Source organism: Streptomyces ochraceiscleroticus, from assembly GCF_000720485.1.
In the GTDB taxonomy this organism is placed as follows: Bacteria; Actinomycetota; Actinomycetes; order Streptomycetales; family Streptomycetaceae; genus Streptomyces; species Streptomyces ochraceiscleroticus.
The window spans coordinates 22,884-43,247 of the sequence record NZ_JOAX01000018.1 but is presented as its reverse complement, the minus strand read 5'-3'; the positions used below and the strand labels follow the sequence as shown (position 1 = coordinate 43,247).

15 protein-coding genes are annotated in these 20,364 nt (G+C 72.2%); 12 read left to right on the top strand and 3 right to left on the bottom strand.

What is annotated here, in order from left to right; genetic code table 11:
* Positions 1-5 precede the first annotated feature (5 nt).
* The 12 genes from IG84_RS38990 to IG84_RS0121970 all read left to right on the top strand — a co-directional run bounded on the left by IG84_RS38990 (position 6) and on the right by IG84_RS0121970 (position 16,126).
* Positions 6-674, top strand: a complete 669-nt coding sequence (locus tag IG84_RS38990; protein WP_051862201.1) for a hypothetical protein — start codon at positions 6-8, stop codon at positions 672-674.
* Positions 671-1,336, top strand: coding sequence for a hypothetical protein (locus IG84_RS0122020; protein WP_031059882.1), 666 nt, complete (start codon positions 671-673; stop codon positions 1,334-1,336). Before IG84_RS38990 ends, IG84_RS0122020 begins: the two co-directional genes overlap by 4 nt.
* Entirely contained in the window at positions 1,333-1,719 is a 387-nt protein-coding gene (locus tag IG84_RS0122015) for a hypothetical protein (RefSeq protein ID WP_037800734.1), read from the top strand. Before IG84_RS0122020 ends, IG84_RS0122015 begins: the two co-directional genes overlap by 4 nt.
* A complete protein-coding gene (locus IG84_RS0122010) occupies positions 1,712-2,854 on the top strand; it encodes a hypothetical protein (RefSeq protein ID WP_031059877.1) in 1,143 nt (380 codons plus the stop codon). Before IG84_RS0122015 ends, IG84_RS0122010 begins: the two co-directional genes overlap by 8 nt.
* A 62-nt stretch (positions 2,855-2,916) precedes the next feature.
* Positions 2,917-3,444, top strand: a complete 528-nt coding sequence (locus IG84_RS0122005; protein ID WP_031059874.1) for a phage baseplate assembly protein V — start codon at positions 2,917-2,919, stop codon at positions 3,442-3,444.
* Between the two features lie 26 nt (positions 3,445-3,470).
* Positions 3,471-3,812, top strand: coding sequence for a hypothetical protein (locus tag IG84_RS0122000; RefSeq protein ID WP_031059870.1), 342 nt, complete (start codon positions 3,471-3,473; stop codon positions 3,810-3,812).
* Positions 3,809-4,195 (top strand): GPW/gp25 family protein, encoded by a 387-nt coding sequence (locus IG84_RS0121995; RefSeq protein WP_031059867.1) that lies wholly within the window; start codon positions 3,809-3,811, stop codon positions 4,193-4,195. Before IG84_RS0122000 ends, IG84_RS0121995 begins: the two co-directional genes overlap by 4 nt.
* Positions 4,192-7,401: a putative baseplate assembly protein gene (locus IG84_RS0121990; RefSeq protein WP_051862200.1), complete on the top strand. Its 3,210-nt coding sequence runs from the start codon at positions 4,192-4,194 to the stop codon at positions 7,399-7,401. The genes IG84_RS0121995 and IG84_RS0121990 overlap by 4 nt, the downstream gene beginning before the upstream one ends.
* Positions 7,398-11,189 (top strand): putative baseplate assembly protein, encoded by a 3,792-nt coding sequence (locus tag IG84_RS0121985; protein ID WP_031059862.1) that lies wholly within the window; start codon positions 7,398-7,400, stop codon positions 11,187-11,189. The genes IG84_RS0121990 and IG84_RS0121985 overlap by 4 nt, the downstream gene beginning before the upstream one ends.
* Positions 11,189-13,372, top strand: coding sequence for a hypothetical protein (locus tag IG84_RS0121980; protein WP_031059859.1), 2,184 nt, complete (start codon positions 11,189-11,191; stop codon positions 13,370-13,372). Before IG84_RS0121985 ends, IG84_RS0121980 begins: the two co-directional genes overlap by 1 nt.
* A 61-nt stretch (positions 13,373-13,433) precedes the next feature.
* Entirely contained in the window at positions 13,434-15,065 is a 1,632-nt protein-coding gene (locus tag IG84_RS0121975) for a DUF6519 domain-containing protein (RefSeq protein WP_031059855.1), read from the top strand.
* A gap of 122 nt (positions 15,066-15,187) precedes the next feature.
* The gene (locus IG84_RS0121970) at positions 15,188-16,126 is read left to right on the top strand and encodes a peptidoglycan-binding protein (protein WP_031059850.1); all 939 of its coding nucleotides are present in this window, start codon (positions 15,188-15,190) and stop codon (positions 16,124-16,126) included.
* A gap of 203 nt (positions 16,127-16,329) precedes the next feature.
* On the opposite strand, the gene IG84_RS0121965 is transcribed toward IG84_RS0121970, so the two are convergent.
* The 3 genes from IG84_RS0121965 to IG84_RS0121955 all read right to left on the bottom strand — a co-directional run bounded on the left by IG84_RS0121965 (position 16,330) and on the right by IG84_RS0121955 (position 20,349).
* Positions 16,330-17,697: a hypothetical protein gene (locus IG84_RS0121965; protein WP_037800733.1), complete on the bottom strand. Its 1,368-nt coding sequence runs from the start codon at positions 17,695-17,697 to the stop codon at positions 16,330-16,332.
* A gap of 159 nt (positions 17,698-17,856) precedes the next feature.
* On the bottom strand, positions 17,857-18,810 hold the full coding sequence (locus IG84_RS0121960) for a hypothetical protein (protein WP_157848928.1): 954 nt from the start codon (positions 18,808-18,810) through the stop codon (positions 17,857-17,859).
* Positions 18,811-19,113: 303 nt separating this feature from the next.
* Positions 19,114-20,349, bottom strand: a complete 1,236-nt coding sequence (locus IG84_RS0121955) for a VWA domain-containing protein (RefSeq protein WP_063761833.1) — start codon at positions 20,347-20,349, stop codon at positions 19,114-19,116.
* Positions 20,350-20,364: the final 15 nt, after the last annotated feature.

Sequence of the window (20,364 nt, the reverse complement as noted above, 5' to 3'; positions counted from 1 at the left end):
ACGAGATGCCAACCGCATTCCAGGCGCGTGCCCGCGAGGCGTTCGAAGAAGTAAGGTCCGCGGCAGAACTCACCGTGGCAAAATACGACATCGAAAGCGAACGGGAGCGCCCGCTCACCGAGGCCGATGCGGAACTGATTGGCCGGTATCTGGGGACTGCCGCCGTCGATGAGGTGGCGGACCATCTGCTCGACTCCGAACGCGTCCACCTCTCCTGGCACACCGCCGATCAGAACATATACGGAGAGTTCGCCCTCAACGATCTCAGGACCTGCGTGTGGGGACAGTACCTGCCCTACACGGACGAACGACTCGCACCGGCAGAGCAGCTGGTCATGGACGAGGTCAAGGTACTTGAGGAAGCGCCGGGTTCGGGCCGTCTCGCGGCGATGCGGGTCCCCATGGACATGACCCCGTGCCATGAGATCTGGCTCTACGACATGAACCACAAACGATTCGACCTGCTGGACCTCGATTACTCGTCGTACGTGGACATCCTGCTCATCACAAAAGGAATCCCTGGCTGGCAGTACCTTTACACGGACACGCGACTGGCTGACGACGAATTCAAATTCCTCGCCCGCCAGTTGCAGATTTCCCTGGACGCACTGGAAGAACTGTTCCCCGGGCACGACTACAGCGACCTGCGGGCACGCCTGGAGGCCCGACTGTGAGTACCTACGCCGACATACCCAAGCCCATTCGGTCCGGGATCGTCATTGTTGATCCCGAGCGTGGGACGCCGCAGCGGATCATTGTGCTGCAGTTCAACCCCGACACGCTCGAACGCTCCGTCGCGCCCCAAGCCGCCGGAGGAGAAGGCGGTGGAGGTGGTGGGGACAGCGGTGGGGATCGTAACGAAGCGCTGCGGCTGAAGGGCCCCGCGCAGGAGACGTGGAAGTTCACCGCTGAGATTGACGCTACCGATCAGCTCGACGTCGCCGCGCCCGATGGGATTCACCCCCAACTCGCCGTCCTGGAAATGCTGGTGCAGCCGACCACGGCGCAGTTGCGCGCTGCCTCCAAGCTCAGCAAGAAAGGCACCATCGAGATCAGCCCGATCGAGATGCCGTTGACGCTCTTCACTTGGGGGAGCAAGCGGGTTATGCCCGTCAGGTTGACGGAGCTGTCGGTCAATGAGTCGGCGTTTGATGTGAACCTGAATCCCATTCGGGCTTCGCTCTCCATCGGGATGAAGATTTTGACGGTGAGTGATCTGCCGGCGGGGCATCGGGGGGCTGAGTTGTACCTGGCTCATCTTGCGCAGAAGGAGCAGTTGGCGCGGCGGGCTCGGGCCGGGAGCTTGGCGCAGCTTGGGCTCGGGGGAGGGATCTGAGCGTGATCGAGCCGTATGAGAGTGCGTTGGACGATGTGCCGGGGGCTCATCCGTATCCCAGGAGCAGTCGGTATCACGATGTGGAGATTGGGGTGCATCGGGACGCGGACGGCAGTGAGGTGAAGTACGCCAAGCGGAGACTGCTGCCGCCGCTCAATCACGACACCGACGAGATCCTGCCGCACACCGTCAGTGCCGGGGAGCGGGCCGATCAGCTCGGGCAGCGGTATTTCGGGGATTCGGGGCAGTGGTGGCGGGTTGCCGATGCCAATCCTGTGCTGGCGCCCGATGAGTTGACCGATGAGCCGGGTGAGGAGATAGCCGTGCCGATGCCCGGTGGATTCCCCGGCGGGATGGGCGGGCCGGGGGTGCGGAATGGCTGATGACCTGCCCGTGGGCGGCGGGCCCATTCATGTGTCGCTGTACATGGGGCCCAAGTTGGCGCGACTGGTGCCGCAGGAGGTGACGGAGGCGCTGCTGTCCGCGCAGATCACCAGTACGGCGGGTGAGAGAAGCGGATTCCAGCTCGCTTTTGACCTCACCAAGAAGGGCGCGATTGTACAGAGGCTGCTGCCCGAGGGGTTTTTTGATCCCAAGACGCGGGTGATTCTCACCGTTGCCGTCAAGGGGACGCCTGTGGTGCTGCTGGACGGGTTGATCGTGCGGCAGGAGGTCGGGGCCAGTAATCAGCCCGGGCAGACGACCTTGACGGTCACGGGGGAAGATCTGACGCTGCTCATGGACTTGGAGGAGCGGACCGACCGGTACCCGAATCTGGCGCCCTCGCAGCGGGTGGAGCGGATTCTCGGGAAGTACGCGGATTACGGGATCGATGCCCGGATCATTCGGGAGCAGGTGCCGCAGCCGCCGCGAGAGCAGGCCCGAGTGGACTACCAAACGGGTACTGACTTGCAGTATGTGAATGAGTTGGCGGGGGCGAACGGCTATACGTTCTACCTGGAGCCCGGGCCCGTGCCGGGAAGGTCGACCGCTTTCTGGGGCCCCGAGCAGCGGCTCGGGCAGCGGCAGCATGCGCTGAATGTGAATATGGATGTGAATTCGACCGTTGATCAGCTCACCTTCGCTTATGACGGGACGGCGAGGGAAGAGCCGCAGGCGCGGGTTCAGGATCCTGTGACGCGGCGGGCGCCACTGCTCGCCCAGCCCGATATCAGTCCGCTGCGGCCGCCGTTGGGGCGGCGCGCCTCGCCCGCGTTGAAGCGGAAGACTCTGAGCGGGACGGCGAAGAAGGACGAGGCGCTGGCGAAGGCGGAGGCGTTGGGGCGGGCCGCCACGAGTGCCGATGCCATTTCCGGATCCGGGCAGTTGGACGTGAATCGGCATGGATATGTGTTGCGGCCGCGGGAGTTGGTCGGGGTGCGGGGCGCGGGGGTCACGTATGACGGTGACTACTACGTGAAGAGCGTCACCCATAACCTCCGGCCGGGGTCGTACCAGCAGAACTTCACCCTGTCGCGTGAGGGGCTGATTGCCCGGAGCGACCGCGTACGCCCGTAAGCCCGTAATTCCGCAACGAACCACCGCAGAAAGACCAGAGAGACCGACCAGGAGCAGCCACCATGGCGCCAGCATCGAACAATCGCTTCCTCGGCAAGTTCCGGGGCCGGGTGGCGAGCAACAACGATCCGTTGCGGATCGGCCGGATCACGGCCCATGTGCCGGACGTGCTCGGCGACGAGGCGTCCACCTGGGCCATGCCCTGCTTCCCGTTCACGGGCGCGCAGGCGGGTCAGTACGTGGTCCCCAGCGAGGGCGCGGGCGTGTGGATCGAGTTCGAGCAGGGGGACCCCAGTTTCCCGGTGTGGACGGGGTGTTGGTACGGCGCCGAGGCCGAAATGCCGGTGGACGCGCAGGCCGGGGCGCGGGCCGGTGCCGAGCCGGTGGTCATCGAGACGCAGGGGCATCACAAGATCGTGCTGTCGGACGTGCCGGAGGAAGGGATTCTGCTGCAGGCGCCGGGTGGTGCGTATGTACGGATCAATGCGGCGGGCGTGCAGATCAGCAACGGGGCGGGAGCCGCGATCCTGCTCCAGGGCGACCAGGTCGACATCAACGAGGGCCGGCTGACCGTGCCCAAGAAGCGATAGCGAAGACGGGGGAGCGAGAAGACGTGGTGACCGGGAATCTCGTCCACGGCGGTGCCGTGGTCAGCTGTCCGCACGGCGGCCGCGCGGTGTCCACCGCGGCCGCCGGCACGGGCGTACGCGTCGACGGTGCGCCCGTGGCCACCGCGGCCGACCTCTTCACGGTCAGCGGCTGCCCGCACTCCGTCGGCGGCCGCCCGCAGCCGTGCACCAGCGTGCGCTGGCTGCCGGTCGGCGGCGGAGACGAGGTACGGATCGACGGGGTGCCGGTGCTGCTGGACACCTCGGCGGCGATGTGTTTCAGCGCCGGGCTGGTGCCGCAGGGCCCGCCGGTCGTGGCGCCCGTCCATCAGGGGGTGTCCAGCCGATGAGGGCTGTGAAGAAAGTGCGGAGTGAGATCGCTTTTCCGTTCCGGACGGACCGGCGGGGGCGGACCGCGCACGTGGACCACGACGAGCATGTGCGGGATCTGATCGAGCAGTTGCTGTTCACCAGCCCTGGTGAGCGGGTCATGCGGCCGGACTTCGGCTGCGGGCTGCTGGATCTGGTCTTCACGCCGAACAGCCCGGAGCTGGCGTCGGCGGTCGAGCTGTCCGTGCAGGCGTCGCTGCAGCGGTGGCTGGGCGATCTGATCGAGGTCGAGTCGCTCGACGTGGTGAGCGAGGAGAACGTCGTACGGGTGTATCTGCGCTATGTGGTGCGCTCCACCGCGAGCAGGCGCGACGAAGTGTTCGAGGGGCGGGGCGAGATATGAGTGAGCAGCAGCTCATCAGCGGTGAGCTGGTGTGCCGTACCGACCAGCGGCGCGGGCGGATCAGAGCCGCGCGGCTGAACGGTATCGACGGGGTGGAGGTCGCGGACGACGGGGTGACGCTGACCATCACGTTCCTCGGGAAGGCGCCGCACGGGCTGTGCCCGGAGAACATCCGGATCGACGGCGGACGGCGGATCACCGGCCTGGAGGCGCTGGAGGTCTCCGTCGAGCGGGAGGAGGATCCCGAGCTCGACGACCGGCTGCATGTGGTGCTGGACCGGACGGGTGACACGTCCCGGTACCGCTTGTCGGTCGTGGAGACCGATCCGTACGGGCGGCCGGGGACGGAGCCGTACGAGGGCTTCGACCAGCGGTACTTCGCCACCGACTTCCGGTTCCGGACGGACTGTCCGAGCCCCTTCGACTGCGTGGACGAAGGAGGCGGAGAAGACGCGGGAGCGGACTGCCCGGACACCTTCAAGCCCGCGCCCGTCATCGACTACACCGCGCGCGACTACGAGACGCTGCGCCGGCTCGTCCTGGACCGGCTGCGGCTGACCACGCCCGACTGGGTCGAGCGCAACCCCGCCGACCTGGGGATGACGCTGGTCGAGCTGCTGGCGTACACCGCCGACCAGATCAGTTACCAGCAGGACGCGGTCGCCACGGAGGCGTACCTCGACACGGCGCGGCGGCGAGTGTCGGTGCGCCGGCACGTGCGGCTGATCGACTACCCGATGCACGACGGGTGCAGCGCGCGGGCGTTCGTGTCCGTCGAGACGGTACGGGAGCAGGTACTGCTGCCCGGTACGTTCCGCTTCGCCGCGGTGGACTTCCGTACGTACGGGCCGCGCGACCGGCCGGAGATCGGGACCGTCATCGACGACCGGGACCTGGCCGTACTGGACGAGCGCGGCTCCGTGGAGGTCTTCGAGCCGGTCGGCGACGCGCCGCTGCGGCTGCGTCCGGAACACAACACCATCCGGCTGTGGACCTGGGGCGACGAGGTCTGCGCGCTGCCGAAGGGGGCGACGTCGGCGACGCTGCGGGACGAGTGGGCGGACGACACCCACGAGACCCGCTCCCTGCGCCTCTCCCCCGGTGACCTGCTGCTGTTCGAGGAGGTCAAGGGTCCGCGTACGGGCACGCCCGGCGACCAGGACCCGGGCCACCGGCAGGCCGTCCGGCTGACCTCCGTCACCCCCGCCGTCGACCAGCTCGACGGGCAGCCGGTGCTGGAGGTCACCTGGGCGCAGGAGGACGCGCTGACGTTCCCCCTGTGCCTGTCCACGCGGGGCGGCAGCGACTGCGCGCCGGTGGACGACGTGAGCGTGGCGCGCGGCAATGTCGTCCTCGTCGACCACGGGCGGTCGCTGACCTTCGGGGAGTGCCCGGAGGGCGTGCCGGAGACGGTGACCGTGCCGCCCGTACCGGCCGTGACCGGGTCCTGCGAGCCGCCCGCCTTCGGGTGCGCCGACCACAAGGACAGCGGGAACGCCACGGCGCGCACCATTGAGCACCTCATCGAGAAGACCAAGCACCACCGGGCGCTGACCGCCGACGACATCCGTGAGCTGTTCGAGGTGGTCGGCGAGGAGGCGACCGTACGGGCCGGGCTCGGCCTGGAGCTGGCCGGGCAGCGGCGCGAGAAGGTCGTGCCGGGGACGGTGTACGCGCAGGCCGAGGCGTTGCGCACGCTGCTCGCGCAGTCCGTGTACCCGGGCATCCGGGCGCGCTTCCGGCCCGTCCTGCACCGCTCCCCCGTCGCGCAGACCGTGCCGTTCCCGCGCCCCGAGCTGGTGGCGGCGGGGCAGGCGGAACGGCTCGCCGGCATCCGGGAGCGGGTGCGGGCGCGGCTGGTGGAGCTGTGGCGCAGCGCCCGGGACCACGACGGGCTGTCGGAGGCGGAGATCTCCGAACTGACGGTGCTGTTCGGGCTGCACATCCTGGAACACCTCGAATTGCACCGGCATCCCGTACGGGCGCTGCGCGAGCTGCTGCACCGCGCCGACCGGCTCCTCGCAGCCAAGCTGCGCCGCCTGGACGTGCTGAGCGCGCGGGCGCGGGCCGGCGCGGTGCTGGACGCGCGGATCGCCTGGGAGATCGCACACAGCTGGGGCCCGGCGTACGCCGCGGGGCTGCACCCGGACGAGCCGGTGCTGCACGGCCCGGCGTCGAGCCTGGCGCCCGACGCACGGGCCGCGCTCCCCGCCGTACGGATCGAGGACGGCGAGCACACCTGGGAGCCGCGCCGCGACCTGCTGGACAGCGGGCCGCGCGACCGCCACTTCGTGGGCGAGCTGGAGGACGACGGGCGGATCGCGCTGCGGTTCGGGGACGGCCGGTACGGCGCGCGCCCGGAGCCCGGCAGCCGGCTCACCCTGCACTACCGGCTGGGCGGCGGCACGGCGGGCAATGTGGGCGCCGAGGCCATCAACCACCTGGTACTCAGCCGCGACGCCGCGGAATCGGACGGTGGCGACCCGATGCCGGTGGCGGGGGTACGCAATCCGCTGCCCGCGACCGGCGGCGCCGCGCCCGAGTCCGTCGAGCAGGTACGGCAGCTCGCGCCGCTCGACCTCAAGCGCACCCGCCGGCGGGCCGTCACCGCCGCCGACTACGCGGAGCTGGCGTCCGCGCTGCCCGGTGTGCAGCGGGCCGCGGCAGAGATCCGCTGGACCGGCAGCGTGCAGGAGGCGCACATCGCGATCGACGCGGCGCGCACCGGCGAGCCCACGCCCCAACTGCTGGACTCCGTCGCGTACGCGCTGGAGAGCTACCGGCGGATCGGCCACGACCTGGTCGTGGAGCCGGCCCGCACGGTACCGCTCGACATCGAGATCGAAGTGTGTGCGGCGCCTGGACATCAACACGGCGGCATTCTGGCCGAGTTGACCAGGGTGCTCGGCAGCCGGCGGCTGTCCGGCGGGCGCCTCGGCTTCTTCCATCCGGACGCGCTGACGTTCGGCGAACCGGTGCGGCTGAGCCGTCTCACCGCGGTCGCCGCGGCCGTACCTGGCGTGGAGAGCGTGCGGGTGACCCGGCTGCAGCGCCTCTTCTCGCAAGACCACCTCGACAACAGAGCACTGGAGGACGGTGTGCTGCGGCTCGGCCCGCTGGAGATCGCCGTGTGCGACAACGACCCCGAGCGCCCGGAGAACGGCCGCCTGGTCATCAGCCTCGGAGAGCTCGGAGGTGCGCGATGAGCGCCACGTGCGGCTGCGGCTGCGGGGGCGGCAGCGACGAGCGGCGCGCCCCGGACGCCCTGTACAACCCGCCGGCCCGGACGGCCCTGGACTACCGCGTCGGTACGTACGGCACGTTCCTGGCCGGCATGCTGGACCGGCTCGCCTCGCCCGCCTACCCGGCGCTGCGCGGCCTGACCGTCCGCACCACCGACGACCCCGCGATCGGGCTGCTGGACGCCTGGGCGGTCCTCGGCGACGTACTGACCTTCCACAGCGAGCGGATCGCCGACGAGGGGTATCTGCGTACCGCCAACGAGCACCGGTCGCTCGCGCTGCTCGGGCGGCTGGTCGGGCACCGGCCGCGGCCCGGCGTCGCGGCCGACACCCATCTCGCGTACACCCTGGACAAGGACCCGCGCGCCGAGGACCTGCCGGTCGTCATCCCGCGCGGCGCGCGCAGCCACAGCGTGCCCGCGGCCACCGGCGAGGAGTCGCAGACCTTCGAGACGAGCGAGGACCTCACCGCGCGCTGGGCGTGGAACGAGCTGAAGGTACGGCGCCGGCGGCCCGCGCTGCTGGTCGCCGAGGACCTGAAGAAGCGGTCCGAGCTGTACGTCTCGGGCACGAACACCTCCCTGCAGACCGGTGACCAACTGCTCTTCGACTTCGGCGGCAAGGAGCAGCAGTTGCTGCCGGTCGCCAAGGTCCGCATCGACCGGGAGGAGGACGTCACCGCGATCGGGCTGCAGCAGTCCGCGCCACCCACGCTCAAGGAGCTGGTCGACGAGCTGAAGCAGTGGATCACCGAGCCGGAGGACGGCGGCGACCCCGACGACCCGGACGAGCCCGGTCCGCCCACCGCCGAGACGCCGAACCCGCGGCCGGTCAGCAAGCTGATCGAGACCTTCGACACGCAGGTACTGGCGCCTTTGCGCAAGGACCTGGAGGGCAATGCCGCCAAGACGCCCGCCGCGTTCGCCGAGCGCCTGGCCGGGCCGCACGACCGGCTGGCCGAGGTGCAGGTACTCGCCGCGCCGTACGTGGAGGTCGCGGCCTGGTTCGAGCAGCTCGAAGCGGTGATCGGGGAACTCCGAGAGCGGGCCGGGGACTTGGAGCCCGCGCGGACCGTGCCGCCGTCGGAGCCGCAGCCGAAGAAGGCCGGCGCCGGTGCCCCGCGGCCCACGCCCGCGCTGCGTGCCCTGGACGCGGTGCTGCCCGCCCTCCGTACGAGCGTCGTGCGCCCGCCGTCCGGCGCGCGGGCCGTCTCGCGCGACCCCGGACGCCTCTTCGCGCCCGGTTCAGACCTCACCGCGCGGCTGCTGTCGGCGCTGGACCCGCGGCTGTCCGACGGGATGTACACGGCGTGGCGGCAGGCCGCGCCCGCGACGCCCGCCGCGCTGCGCGCGCTGCTGGCGATGCGGGTGACGTCCGCGCCCTTCGGGGCCACCGCGCCGCTCAAGCCCGTGCAGGACAAGGCGGGCCGGGTGATCCGCACTGCGGACTGGCCGCTCACCGGCGGCGTGCTGACCAGCGTGCGGATCGTCTTCGACACGGCCGGCAGGGTGCCGGTGAAGGCGGAGTTCCAGCACGTCGAGACCGGCAGCTCGGTGCAGTACACGGAGAACCTGCCGTCCGAGAACTCCTTCGACCTGGGCCCCGGGCGGGTCCAGGTGTCCACCCGTACCGGGCAGGACCGCGACCTGAGCTGGCTGGGCCGCCGCCCGACCGAGTCCCAGGAGCCCGGGGTCACCGTCCGGCTGCTGGCCGGGCTGCCCGAGCGCTCGCTGTTCGTGGCGCGCCCCGACGAGGACGGGAAGATCGAGGTCGCCGTCAACAACGGCGACACCAAGACCTGGGACCTCGCGCCCGGCGACAAGCACCAGGTCCGGCACGGCGAGTACGAGGTGACCGTGCGGCGCACGCCGGGCAGCGAGCCGCCCGCCGTGGAGATCGGCATCGCCACCGTGCCCGAGCCCGCCAACCGCTACGTCCTGCCGCTGGAGTCGGTGCAGGACGGCATCACGGTCGGGAGCTGGGTCGCGGTCCAGCGGCCCCGCAAGGGCGCCGAAGGCCCGGACGGCATCCCCGGCGACAAGAAGCTGGCGTTCGTCACCACCCGCGTGACGGCCGTCCGCACCGCCGCGTACACCAACTTCGGCATCACCGGGCGCGGCACGGAGCTGACCTTCGCCGACCCCTGGCTGGACGAGCACGACGTCGTACTGTCGGCGATCCGGGACACGACCGTGCACGCGGGCGGCGAGCCGCTGCGCAGCGCGGACGAGCCGCTGGGCGAGGACGTGCACGGCAACGAGCTGGAGCTGGCCGACCTGTACGAGGGGCTGCGCCCCGGCCGGTACATCGTCGTCTCCGGCGAGCGGACCGACATCCCCGGCTCGGCCGGGGTGCGCGGCACGGAGCTGGCGGTGATCGCCGCGGTCGACCAGCGGCTGGACGAGCACCTGCCCGGCGACCATGTCCACACGGTCCTCACGCTCACCGCCGACCTCGCCTACCGGTACCGCCGCGACACCGTCCGCATCCAGGGCAACGTCGTGCCGGCCACCCACGGCGAGAGCCGGGACGAGCCGCTGGGCAGCGGGAACGCGGAGCAGCCGAACCAGACGTTCGCGCTGTGGCAGTCCCCGCTCACCTGGCTGCCCGACGACAATCCGCTGGGCGCGGTGCCCGAGCTGGAGATCCGGGTCGACGGGCTGCTGTGGCACCGGGTCGACAGCCTGGCCGGACGCGGGCCGCGCGAGCGGGTGTACGTGCTCGGCGCGGCCGGGGACGGCCGGACGACGGTGACCTTCGGCGACGGCGTGCACGGCGCGCGGCTGCCCACCGGCCACGAGAACGTCCGGGCCCGCTACCGCTTCGGCACCGGGCGCGCCGCCAACGTGAAGGCGGGCCGCATCACCCAGGCGATCACCCGCCCGCTGGGCGTCACCGGCGTCACCAACCCGCAGCCCGCCACGGGCGGCGCGGACGCCGACGGCCCGGGGCTCACCCGCCGTACCGTTCCACTCGCCGTCTCCGCGCTGGACCGGCTGGTCTCGCTCCCTGACTACGAGGACTTCGCGCGCTCCCGGGCCGGCATCGGCCGGGCAGCGGCGGCCGAACTGTACGACGGGCGGCGGCAGGTGCTGCATCTGACGGTGGCCGGGGTGGACGACAACCCGGTCGCGGCCGACGCCGAGGTGCTGCGGGCGCTGCGGTCCTCGCTGGCCGAGTACGGGGACGCCGCACTGCCGGTGCGCGTCGACGTGCGGGAGCTGGTCCTGCTCCTGCTGGTCGCCAAGGTCAAGGTCGCGCCCGACCACTCGTGGGCGGCGGTCCAACCGCGCGTACGGGCCGCCCTGCTGCACCGGCTCGGCTACGAAGGCCGCGAACTGGGGCAGCCCGCGCGGCTGTCGGAGGTGCTGGCCACCGCCCAGTCCGTGCCCGGCGTGGACTACGTGGACGTGGACGCCTTCACCGGCGTACCGGCGTCCGCCTCGCCCGCCGACCTGGCCGGGCTCGGCGAGCGGCTGACCGCCCCGCAGACCACGGTCCCGGCCCGCCGGGCCACCTACGACGAGCAGATGTACCGGGTCACCGACGAGAAGGGCGAATCACTCTCCTCGATCGCGGCCCGCAACGGCATCCCGCTCGCCGAACTGCTGCGCCTGAACCCGGACATCACCGACACCCGGGCGCTGGCCGAGGGCCGTTCGGTGTGCGTCTTCCGCGGCATCCGGCCCGCCCAGCTCGCGCTGTTCTCGCCGCAGGTCGCCGACACCATGATTCTGACGGAGGTCAAGTGATGTCCAGGGAGCCGGACGGGCTCGCGGAGCTGCTCCCGCAGTGGCACCGGCTGAGGGACGCCGAGAACGGCGAGCCGCTGCGCGCGCTGCTCGCCGTCATCGCCGAACAAGTCGACCTCGTACGCGACGGGGTCGAGCAGCAGTACGACGACTGGTTCGTGGAGACGGCGGCGGAATGGGTGCTGCCGTACCTCGGTGACCTGGTGGGCTACAAGCCGCTGCCCGGATACGAGCGGGTGCTGGCCACCGGCCTGAAGGACGGCGGCCTGCCGGACTCCTCGCGCCGGCGCCTCGCCGAAGCGCTCGCGCCGCGCCGCGACGTGGCGTCCACGGTCGCCAACCGCCGCCGCAAGGGCACCCTCGCGCTGCTGGAGGAGCTGTCCGCGGAGGTCGCGAACTGGCCCGCGCGGGCCGTGGAGTTCTCCCGGCTGCTCTCCCACGACCAGCCGGTGAAGCTGTACGGCTCGGGAACCGCCGCCGTCAACGGGCGGCGGGCCGCGCGCGGCCGGTCGGTGGACGTGCGGGATTCCGCCGGGCTGGACCTCGCGGGCGGCCCGTTCGGCACGACGGCCCGCTCGGCGGACGTCCGCCGGGCCGACTCGCGGCGCCGCCAGGGCGGCCTGTCCCCCGCCGGAGTGGGCCTGTACGTGTGGCGGCTCAAGCCCTACTCGGTGACGCGGGCGCCCGCGTACTGCATCGACCGGGCCCGCAATCTCTACACCTTCTCCATCCTCGGCAACGACACCCCGCTGGTGACCAAGCCCGAGCCGGAGCCGTCGGCCACCCACATCGCGACCATCGACAACGTCCCGGCGTACGTCCGCCGCCGGCAGCTCCACGACCGGCTCGCGGACTACTACGGGCCCGGCAAGTCCTTCACGATCTGGCGGGACGGGCAGCGCGAGCCGGTCGACCCGTCCGACATCGTGGTGGCCGACCTCAGCGACTGGCGCTACCGGCCCAGGCACGGGCAGGTCGCGGTCGACCCGGAGCTGGGCCGCATCGCCTTCGGCTCGCGCTCCGCTCCCCGCCAGGGCGTATGGGTCACGTACCACTACGCCTTCGGGGACGACCTGGGCGGCGGCGAATACCTCCGCGAGCGGCAGACGCCCGCGGACGCGGCCGTGTACCGGGTCGGGCCCGGCCAGACGTACCAGCGGATCATGGACGCGTACGGGCAGTGGCAAAACGACCGGCGGGCCGGGCGCTGCGGCCCCGACGGCATCATCGAGATCACCCACAGCGGCGCCTACCAGGAACAGCTCGACTTCGACCTGGACCCGGGCGACCGCCTGGAGGTGCGCGCCGCCGAGGGCACCCGGCCGGTGATCCGGCTGCTGGACTGGTACAGCAACCGGCCCGACGCGCTGAACATCCGGGCGCGGGACGAGGAGTGCGCGGCGGGTGACCGGCCGCGGATGGTGCTGGACGGACTGCTGATCACCGGCCGCGGGATCAACGTCCAGGGCCCGGTCGGCGCGCTCGCGCTGCGGCACTGCACGCTCGTCCCCGGCTGGTCGCTTGAGGCGGAGTGCCACCCGCACTCCCCCGAGGAGCCCAGCCTCGTACTGGACCGCACGAGCGCGTGCGTGGAGATCGACCGGACGATCCTCGGCACCATCGAGGTCATCGGCGACGAGGTGTCCACCGACCCGCTGCCGATCCACATCCGCGACAGCATCCTGGACGCCACCGGACACGACCGCGAGGCGCTCTCCGCGCCGGACTGCCGCCACGCGCACGCGGTCCTGCACGCGCACCGCACCACGGTCATCGGCGAAGTCCACGTACACGCCGTGCAGATCGCCGAGAACTCCCTCTTCACCGGGCGGCTGCACGTCGCCCGGCGGCAGCTCGGCTGTATCCGGTACTCCTACGTCACGCCGGGCTCCCGGACGCCGCGCCGCTACCGCTGCCTGCCGGACCTGGTGGGGCCCGAGAACGCCGCGTCCGTACGGCCGTTGCTGCGCAGCGAGCGGTACGGCACGCCCGCCTACGGCCAGTTGGCGGCGGCCCGTGCTGACGGTCCGGCCGGCGAGGGATGCCGGCGCGCCGCCGAGGACGGTGCCGAACTGGGCGCCTTCCACGACCTGTACCAGCCGCAGCGCGAGGACAGCCTGCGGGCGCGGCTCGCGGAGTACACACCGGCCGGAACGGATGCGGGGATCTTCTTCGTGACCTGAGCCGATCCGCCACCCGCCAGCCGATAACCACGAGCTTCTTTTCCGAGGGGGAACCCTTCCGATGCACGCAGATCTCTCCCGCATCACCTTCCGGCCGCAGGCCCACTACTCCGCCGTCCTCGCCCAGCAGGGCCGCGTCCAGCTCGACGCGGACGCCAATGAGCAGACCGCGATCCAGCTCTACCAGGCCCGGGTGACCGCCACCGACCTGATCGGGCAGCACGGCGGCCCGGCCGGCGACGCCGGCTTCAAGATCGACATGACCGGCGGCAGCCGCGAGCTGGACGACCTGTCGATCAGCCCCGGTCGGTACTACGTCGACGGCATCCTGGTCGAGGCGTACCGGCCGCAGCCGGGCGTGCCGGTGCCGGACCCGGCCGAGGCCGGTGCCAAGGACGACGACAAGGACGCCAAGGACGGCGAGGGCGCGGCCGCCGAGCCGCCGACCACCTGGACGTACTGGGACCAGCCCGACGCGTACCGCGACGCCGAGCGCCCCGAGGACCGGCTGCCCACCCAGTTCCCCTACCTCGCCTACCTGAAGGTGTGGGAGCGCTCGGTCACCGCCGCCGAGGACCCGGCGCTGCGCGAGGTCGCGCTCGGCGCGGCGCTGCCGGACACCGCGGCCCGGCTCAAGGTCGTCTGGCAGGTGCTGCCGCTCCCCGGCGGCGAGCTGGACATCGAGGGCGACGAGACGAAGAAGGCCCCGGTCCGCGAGGCGTTCCGCAAGTGGGTCGCCGAGCAGCGGAAGGCGAGCGCGCGGCTCGCCGTGCGCAGCGAGCGCCCCGACCACGCCGACGACGACCCGTGCCTGGTCAAGCCGGACGCGCGCTACCGCGGCCCGGAGAACCAGCTCTACCGGATCGAGATCCACGACGGCGGCGCGGCCAAGGACGCCACCTTCAAGTGGTCCCGCGAGAACGGCTCGGTGACCTTCCCGGTCGACGGCCTGGACGGCACCTGGGTCGAGCTGGCCACGCTGGGCAACGACGACAAGCTGGACCTGGACGTCGGCGACCACGTGGAGTTCATGGACTCCGCGGTCGCCTCGCGGCTCGACGCCCATCCGCTGCTGCGGGTCGAGGAGCTGGACCTGCCGGGCCGCCGGGTGCGGCTGTCGGACGAGCCCGCGCAGGGCGTCGGGCGGCGGCCCGAACTCCACCCGTACCTGCGCCGCTGGGACCACCGCGAGGCCGGCCGGGCCCAGGAGCGTACGACGAAGAAGGGCGCGGCCGGACGGCTGAAGAACGGCGCGGTGCGCGTCGAGGAGGGCGCGTGGCTGCCGCTGGAGGACGGCGTCGAGGTGTACTTCGCGGCCGGCAGCACCTACCGCAGCGGCGACTTCTGGCTGGTACCGGCCCGCACGGCCACCGGCAGCGTGGAGTGGCCGACGGACGCGGCGCGCCGCCCGCTCCTCCAGGCACCGCTCGGGCCGCAGGTGCACTACGCGCCGCTGGGCTGGGTGATGGGCGAGAAGACCGTCTCCGACCTGCGGCTCGCCTTCAAGCCGCTGGCCGGGGAGATCGCCGCGGCCAGCGACGAGGAGCTGGCGGCCGAGGAGGAGGCGCGGGCCGCCGACGCCGCGGCGGACGCCGAGAACGAGCCCGCCGACGTGGCCTCCGCCGGCCCGGCGCACGGCGCGGCGCTGCGCTCGCAGACGACTGCCGAGGCGGAGGCGCTGACGGAGGAGTGACACCGGCGGGTGGCGCCACGGGGAACGCGCCACCGCGTAGGTACGAGGCGGCGCGCGGGTGATTTCGCGCGCCGCGACCGGGGGACCGGCCCGCCCGGGCGGGCCGAGGAAGGAGCACAACGATGGCCGAGCCGCTGAGCGCGTCGCGCCTGGTGGAGGTCCTGCGCAAGGAGGGCCTGACCGTCCACGAAGTCCGCAACTGGCGTCGGCACAACAGGAACAGCAAGGGCCCGTGGGGCCCGCTGAACGGCGTGATGATCCACCACACCGTCACCAAGGGCACCGAGAGTTCCGTCAACCTCTGCTACGAGGGCCGCTCCGGACTGCCCGGCCCGCTGTGCCACGGCGTCATCGACAAGAAGGGCGAGGTCTGGCTGGTCGGCAACGGCCGCGCCAACCACGCCGGGCTCGGCGACTCCGACGTCCTCCGTGCGGTCGTCAACGAGTCGAGGCTGCCGCACGACAACGCGGCCAACACCGACGGCAACCGCCACTTCTACGGCTTCGAGTGCATCAACCTCGGCGACGGCGACGACCCCTGGCCCGAGGAGCAGAAGGTCGCCATCGAGAAGGTGTCGGCGGCGATCTGCCGGGCGCACGGCTGGACCGAGAGATCCGTCATCGGCCACAAGGAGTGGCAGCCGGGCAAGACGGACCCGCGCGGCTTCACGATGGACGGGATGCGGGACCGCATCAAGAAGCGGCTCGCGGGCAAGCCGAGCGGGAGCGGCGGTGGCGGTGGCACCGACGAGAAGCCGGCGCCCGAGAAGCCCGCTCCGGACAAGCCCGAGGGCGGCCGGCCGCGCCCGGCCCGGTACGAACGCTTCCCCGGCGGGGGCTTCTTCCAGGCGGGCGCGCACAGCCCGGTCATCACGGCGATGGGCAAGCGGCTGGTCGCGGAGGGCTGTTCGCACTACGAGGACGGGCCGGGGCCGTACTGGACGGAGGCCGACCGCAAGTCCTACGCGGCGTGGCAGCGCAAGCTCGGCTTCGGCGGCAAGGACGCGGACGGCATACCGGGCAAGGTGAGCTGGGAGCGGCTGAAGGTGCCGAAGTCCTGAGGACCGCTCACTGGATCCGGCTCCCCTCAGCACAAAAGCCGCTGGACGGCCCCCTCCCCAAAGAGGGCCGTCCAGCGGCTTGTTGGTACTGCGGGTACTGCTGGTGTTGCTTACTGCTGGTCGCGGCTACCGGGGGCCGTGCGGGCGGCGTCCCCACAACGCCGGCCCGTGGGCACCCGGGCGCCGGCCCGGGAGTCCGGGGTTCAGCCCGCCAGCGCCGGCAGGACCGGCAGCGCCGGGATGTTGGCGGGGCTGGTCAGGTCGGCCTGCGCGATGTCGACGGGGACGATGCGCTGCGCACCGGCGGCGGCGTTGCCCGCGATGTCCTGGCCGTCGGCGGCCACGGTGGTGGCCAGGCCCTGCGAGAACGGCACGGCGTCGGTCGCGACACCCTGCGCGAACGGCTGAGCGTCGGCGGCCACACCCTGCGCGAACGGCACGGCGTTGGCGGCCGCACCCTGGGCGAAGGGGACCGCGGTGGTGGCGAAGCCCTGCGCGTCGGCGACCGTGCCCTGCGCGAACGGCACGGCGTCGGCGGCCGCACCCTCGGCGAACATCTGGGTGCCGGCGGCGACGCCCTGCGCGAACGGGGCGGCCTGGCCGGCCGCGTCACCGGCGAGCAGGCCCACGCCGCCCACCGCGTCCTGGGCGACCGGCACGACCTTGCCGACCGCGCGCTGCGCGACGGGCGGCAGCACGTCGGCGGCGGTCTGGTCGACGACCGGGCGGGCGGTGGCCAGGGCACCCTGGGCCGGGTTGGTCAGCGTGCCGGGACGCAGGTCGGTACCGGCGAGCGAGGTGACACCGTCAGCGGCACCGGCAGCGTCGGGCAGCTCGGGGGTGTTGGGGAGCTGGGTGGGCAGCTCGGCGCTGGGGAGCTGGACCGGCAGGTCGGCGGGCAGCTCGGTGGGGAGCTGGGCGTTGGGGGCCTGGACCGGGAGCTCGGCGGGGAGCTGGGCGGGCAGCTCGGCGTTGGGGGCCTGGACCGGCAGGTCGGCGGGCAGCTCGGTGGGGAGCTGGGTGGGGAGCTCGGCGGCGGGGGCCTCGATCGGCAGGCTGCGGAGGTCGAGGGCGGGGACGCCCTGGACGGGCAGGAACGGGAAGGCGGGCAGACGGCCGCCGGCCTGCTGGACCTGCTTGGCGGCGCCCTTGACGGTCTTGGTGGCCTTGCCCGCGGCCTTGGTCGCCTTGGTGGCGTCCTTCGCGGTCTTGGTGACCTTGTTCAGGTCGGCCTTCTTCTGCACGTCGTTCAGCGTGCCGGTCGCGTCGCCGACGCGGCCGGTGGGCAGGCCGTCCGTGGTGTGCAGGTCGCCGCCGCCGAGCACGCCGGTCACCTTGTCGGCCGCGCCGCCCACGGTGCTCTCGACGGTGCCGGTCGCCTGACCCGCGGTGTCCTCGACCGTGCCGGTCAGCTCGCCGGCCGGCAGCGTCTTCTGGACGGTACCGGTGACGGCACCGGTGTCAGGGGCGTCGACGGGCAGCTCGGCGGCGTTGGCGCCCGCGGTGCCCAGGGCGAACAGGCCGGTGGCGGCAGCGGCGACGAAGATGGAACGACGGATGTTGTTGCGCATGGTGGCGATGAGCCCTTCGAATTCCTGGAAGTGTGACGGGCAGACCTGTCCCGCCCCCGCGCGGCAGGTCTAGGGGGTGCTGACGGCCGTCGGATCCGTGCGCTCACTCACCGTGCGTCGATGAGGCGCGTGTGTCGGAGGTCCGGCGGGAGGTCTGCCCTAGCCCGGGAATTCGGGGATGTCGGTGCTGCGCTCGCGCGTCGGCGCGCCGCTCGCCGCCCGTACGCCACCGGGCACCAGCCCGAAGCGCGGGTCCGTGCCCGGCAGTACGGCGTGCTGGTCCCCGACTCGGGGGCCGTTGCCGTCGCCGGTGAGGTGCGGGGCCGGTGCGACCGGGCCCTGCGGAAGCTGGCCGGGCAGTCCGCCCCGGCCGGGTGCGCCGTCGGCACCGTCGGCCGCGGCCTGCGCCGCCGTACGGTCCGGGCCGCCGGTGGTGTCCACCGGAGCCGTCGACGGGCCGTCGCCGGTGCGGTCCCCGCACCGGTCGGGTACGGCCATGTGCTGCCCGCCGCTGTCCCGCGCGTCGCTGAACTGCGGCTGCTCGCCGTCCCGGTCCTGGCCCACGCCGTCGCCGGACAGCCGGACCGGAAGCCCGGTCGCGTCCTGGACGCCCTCAACGACCTTGTGCACCGGAGCGGTGACCGGGTCGGTGACGGGCCGCAGGCGGTCCGCGAGCGGGCGTACGGTCTCGTCCAGCCGCTCCCCGGTCGCCTGCGCGCCGGCGGACAGCCGGGCGCCGGCCTCCTCGGCCCGCGCCTCACGCTCCGCGGCCTCCTGCTCCAGCGCCGCACCGGAACCGTCGAACGGGGAACGCTCGTCGGCGGTGGTCTCGGCGGTGGCGGGGTCCGAAGTGGCGGACGCGTCGCCCATCGTGGCGGAGCCGGAGGTACCGGTGGAGTCAGTGGTACCGGTGGTGTCGGTCGAGCCGTCGGAGAAGGCGGCCTGCGCCTCCGTCTGCGTCTCGGCCGTGTCCGCCGCGTGCGCCGTACCACCGCCGAAGACAACGGCGAGGACGACGAAGCCGATCAGGAAGAGCCCGCTCAGCAGCGCACGCCGCACGACCGCGGTACGCGGCAGGCGCACGGCGGCAGGCAGAGCGAGCACAGCAGACAAGGGGGACCTTCCCGTACGGACGGCGTCCGGGAGCGAGGCACTCAGGGCACCTCGCATCACACAGCACGTCGCGGGTGATCGAGCGATGCGCAGATACTTGCATGAGCAGCCAGGTGCCGCGCAAGTCCTCCGTGCCACCTGTCACCGTTACTCCGTCATGTCCGGTATCGGCAGTGACGAAAGGCCGGCGGAAGACTAACGAAAGGCTGTACGACCTGCGAACACGCCGCCGCAAGCGAGTAGCTGATGCAGCGAGGGGCGGCTCGGCTGACGTCCGGGGAGGACTCGGCGGACGCGTATGCGTCAGCCCGTCGGGTCCGGTATCGGCAGCGGCCGCTTCTCCAGCGCGGCCGCCATCACCTCCGGAAACAGATCCGGCGTACAGGCGAACGCCGGTGCCCCCAGCGCCCCGAGAGCCGCCGCGTGCTCCCGGTCGTACGCGGGCGCCCCCTCGTCCGACAGCGCGAGCAGCGTCACGAACTGCACGCCGGACGCCTTCATCGCCGCCACCCGCTTCAGCATCTCGTTCCGTATCCCGCCCTCGTACAGGTCGCTGATGAGCACGACGACCGTCTCGGCGGGCCGGGTGATCCGCGACTGGCAGTACGCCAGCGCCCGGTTGATGTCCGTGCCACCGCCGAGCTGCGTACCGAAGAGCACGTCCACCGGATCGTCGATCTGATCGGTGAGGTCGACGACCGAGGTGTCGAAGACGACCAGGCGGGTGGCGAGCGACCTCATGGACGCGAGCACCGCCCCGAACACCGAGGCGTACACGACGGACGCCGCCATCGAACCGGACTGGTCGATGCAGAGGACGACCTCCTTCTTGACGGACTGCGCCGCCCGCCCGTAACCGATCAGCCGCTCCGGCACGACCGTGCCGTACTCGGGGAGGTAGTTCTTGAGGTTCGCGCGGATCGTGCGGTCCCAGTCGATGTCGCGGTGCCGGGGCCGGCTGATCCGCGCCGAACGGTCCAGCGCGCCGGTCAGCGTGGCCCGCGTCCGGCTCGCCAGCCGCTTCACCAGTTGCTCGACGACCTTGCGCACGACCGCCCGTGCGGTCTCCTTCGTCGTCTCGGGCATGGCCTTGTGCAGCGAGAGCAGCGTGCCGACCAGGTGGACGTCGGCCTCCACGGCCTCGAGCATCTCCGGCTCCAGCAGCAGCGCGGACAGGCCCAGCCGGTCGATCGCGTCCCGCTGCATCACCTGGACGACGGGGGTGGGAAAGTACCGGCGGATGTCACCGAGCCACCTGGCCACGACGGGCGCGGACCCGCCGAGCCCCCCGGACCGCGACGCGCCGTCCTTCCGCCCGCCCCGCCCTCCGGCACTCCCGGCGCCGGGCCCCTCACCGGGACCGCCGCCGTACAACGCCCCGAGCGCGCCGTCCATCGCGACGTCCCGCCCGCGCAGTTCACACCCGGTCCCGTCGCCCTCTCCCCCGCCCAGCACCAACCGCCAACGCCGCAGGCGCTCTTCGGCCTGATCAGCGGTTTCCGGTTCCCCAGTCACCGGATCCATCGCCACCGGATCCATCGCCACCGCTTCCGT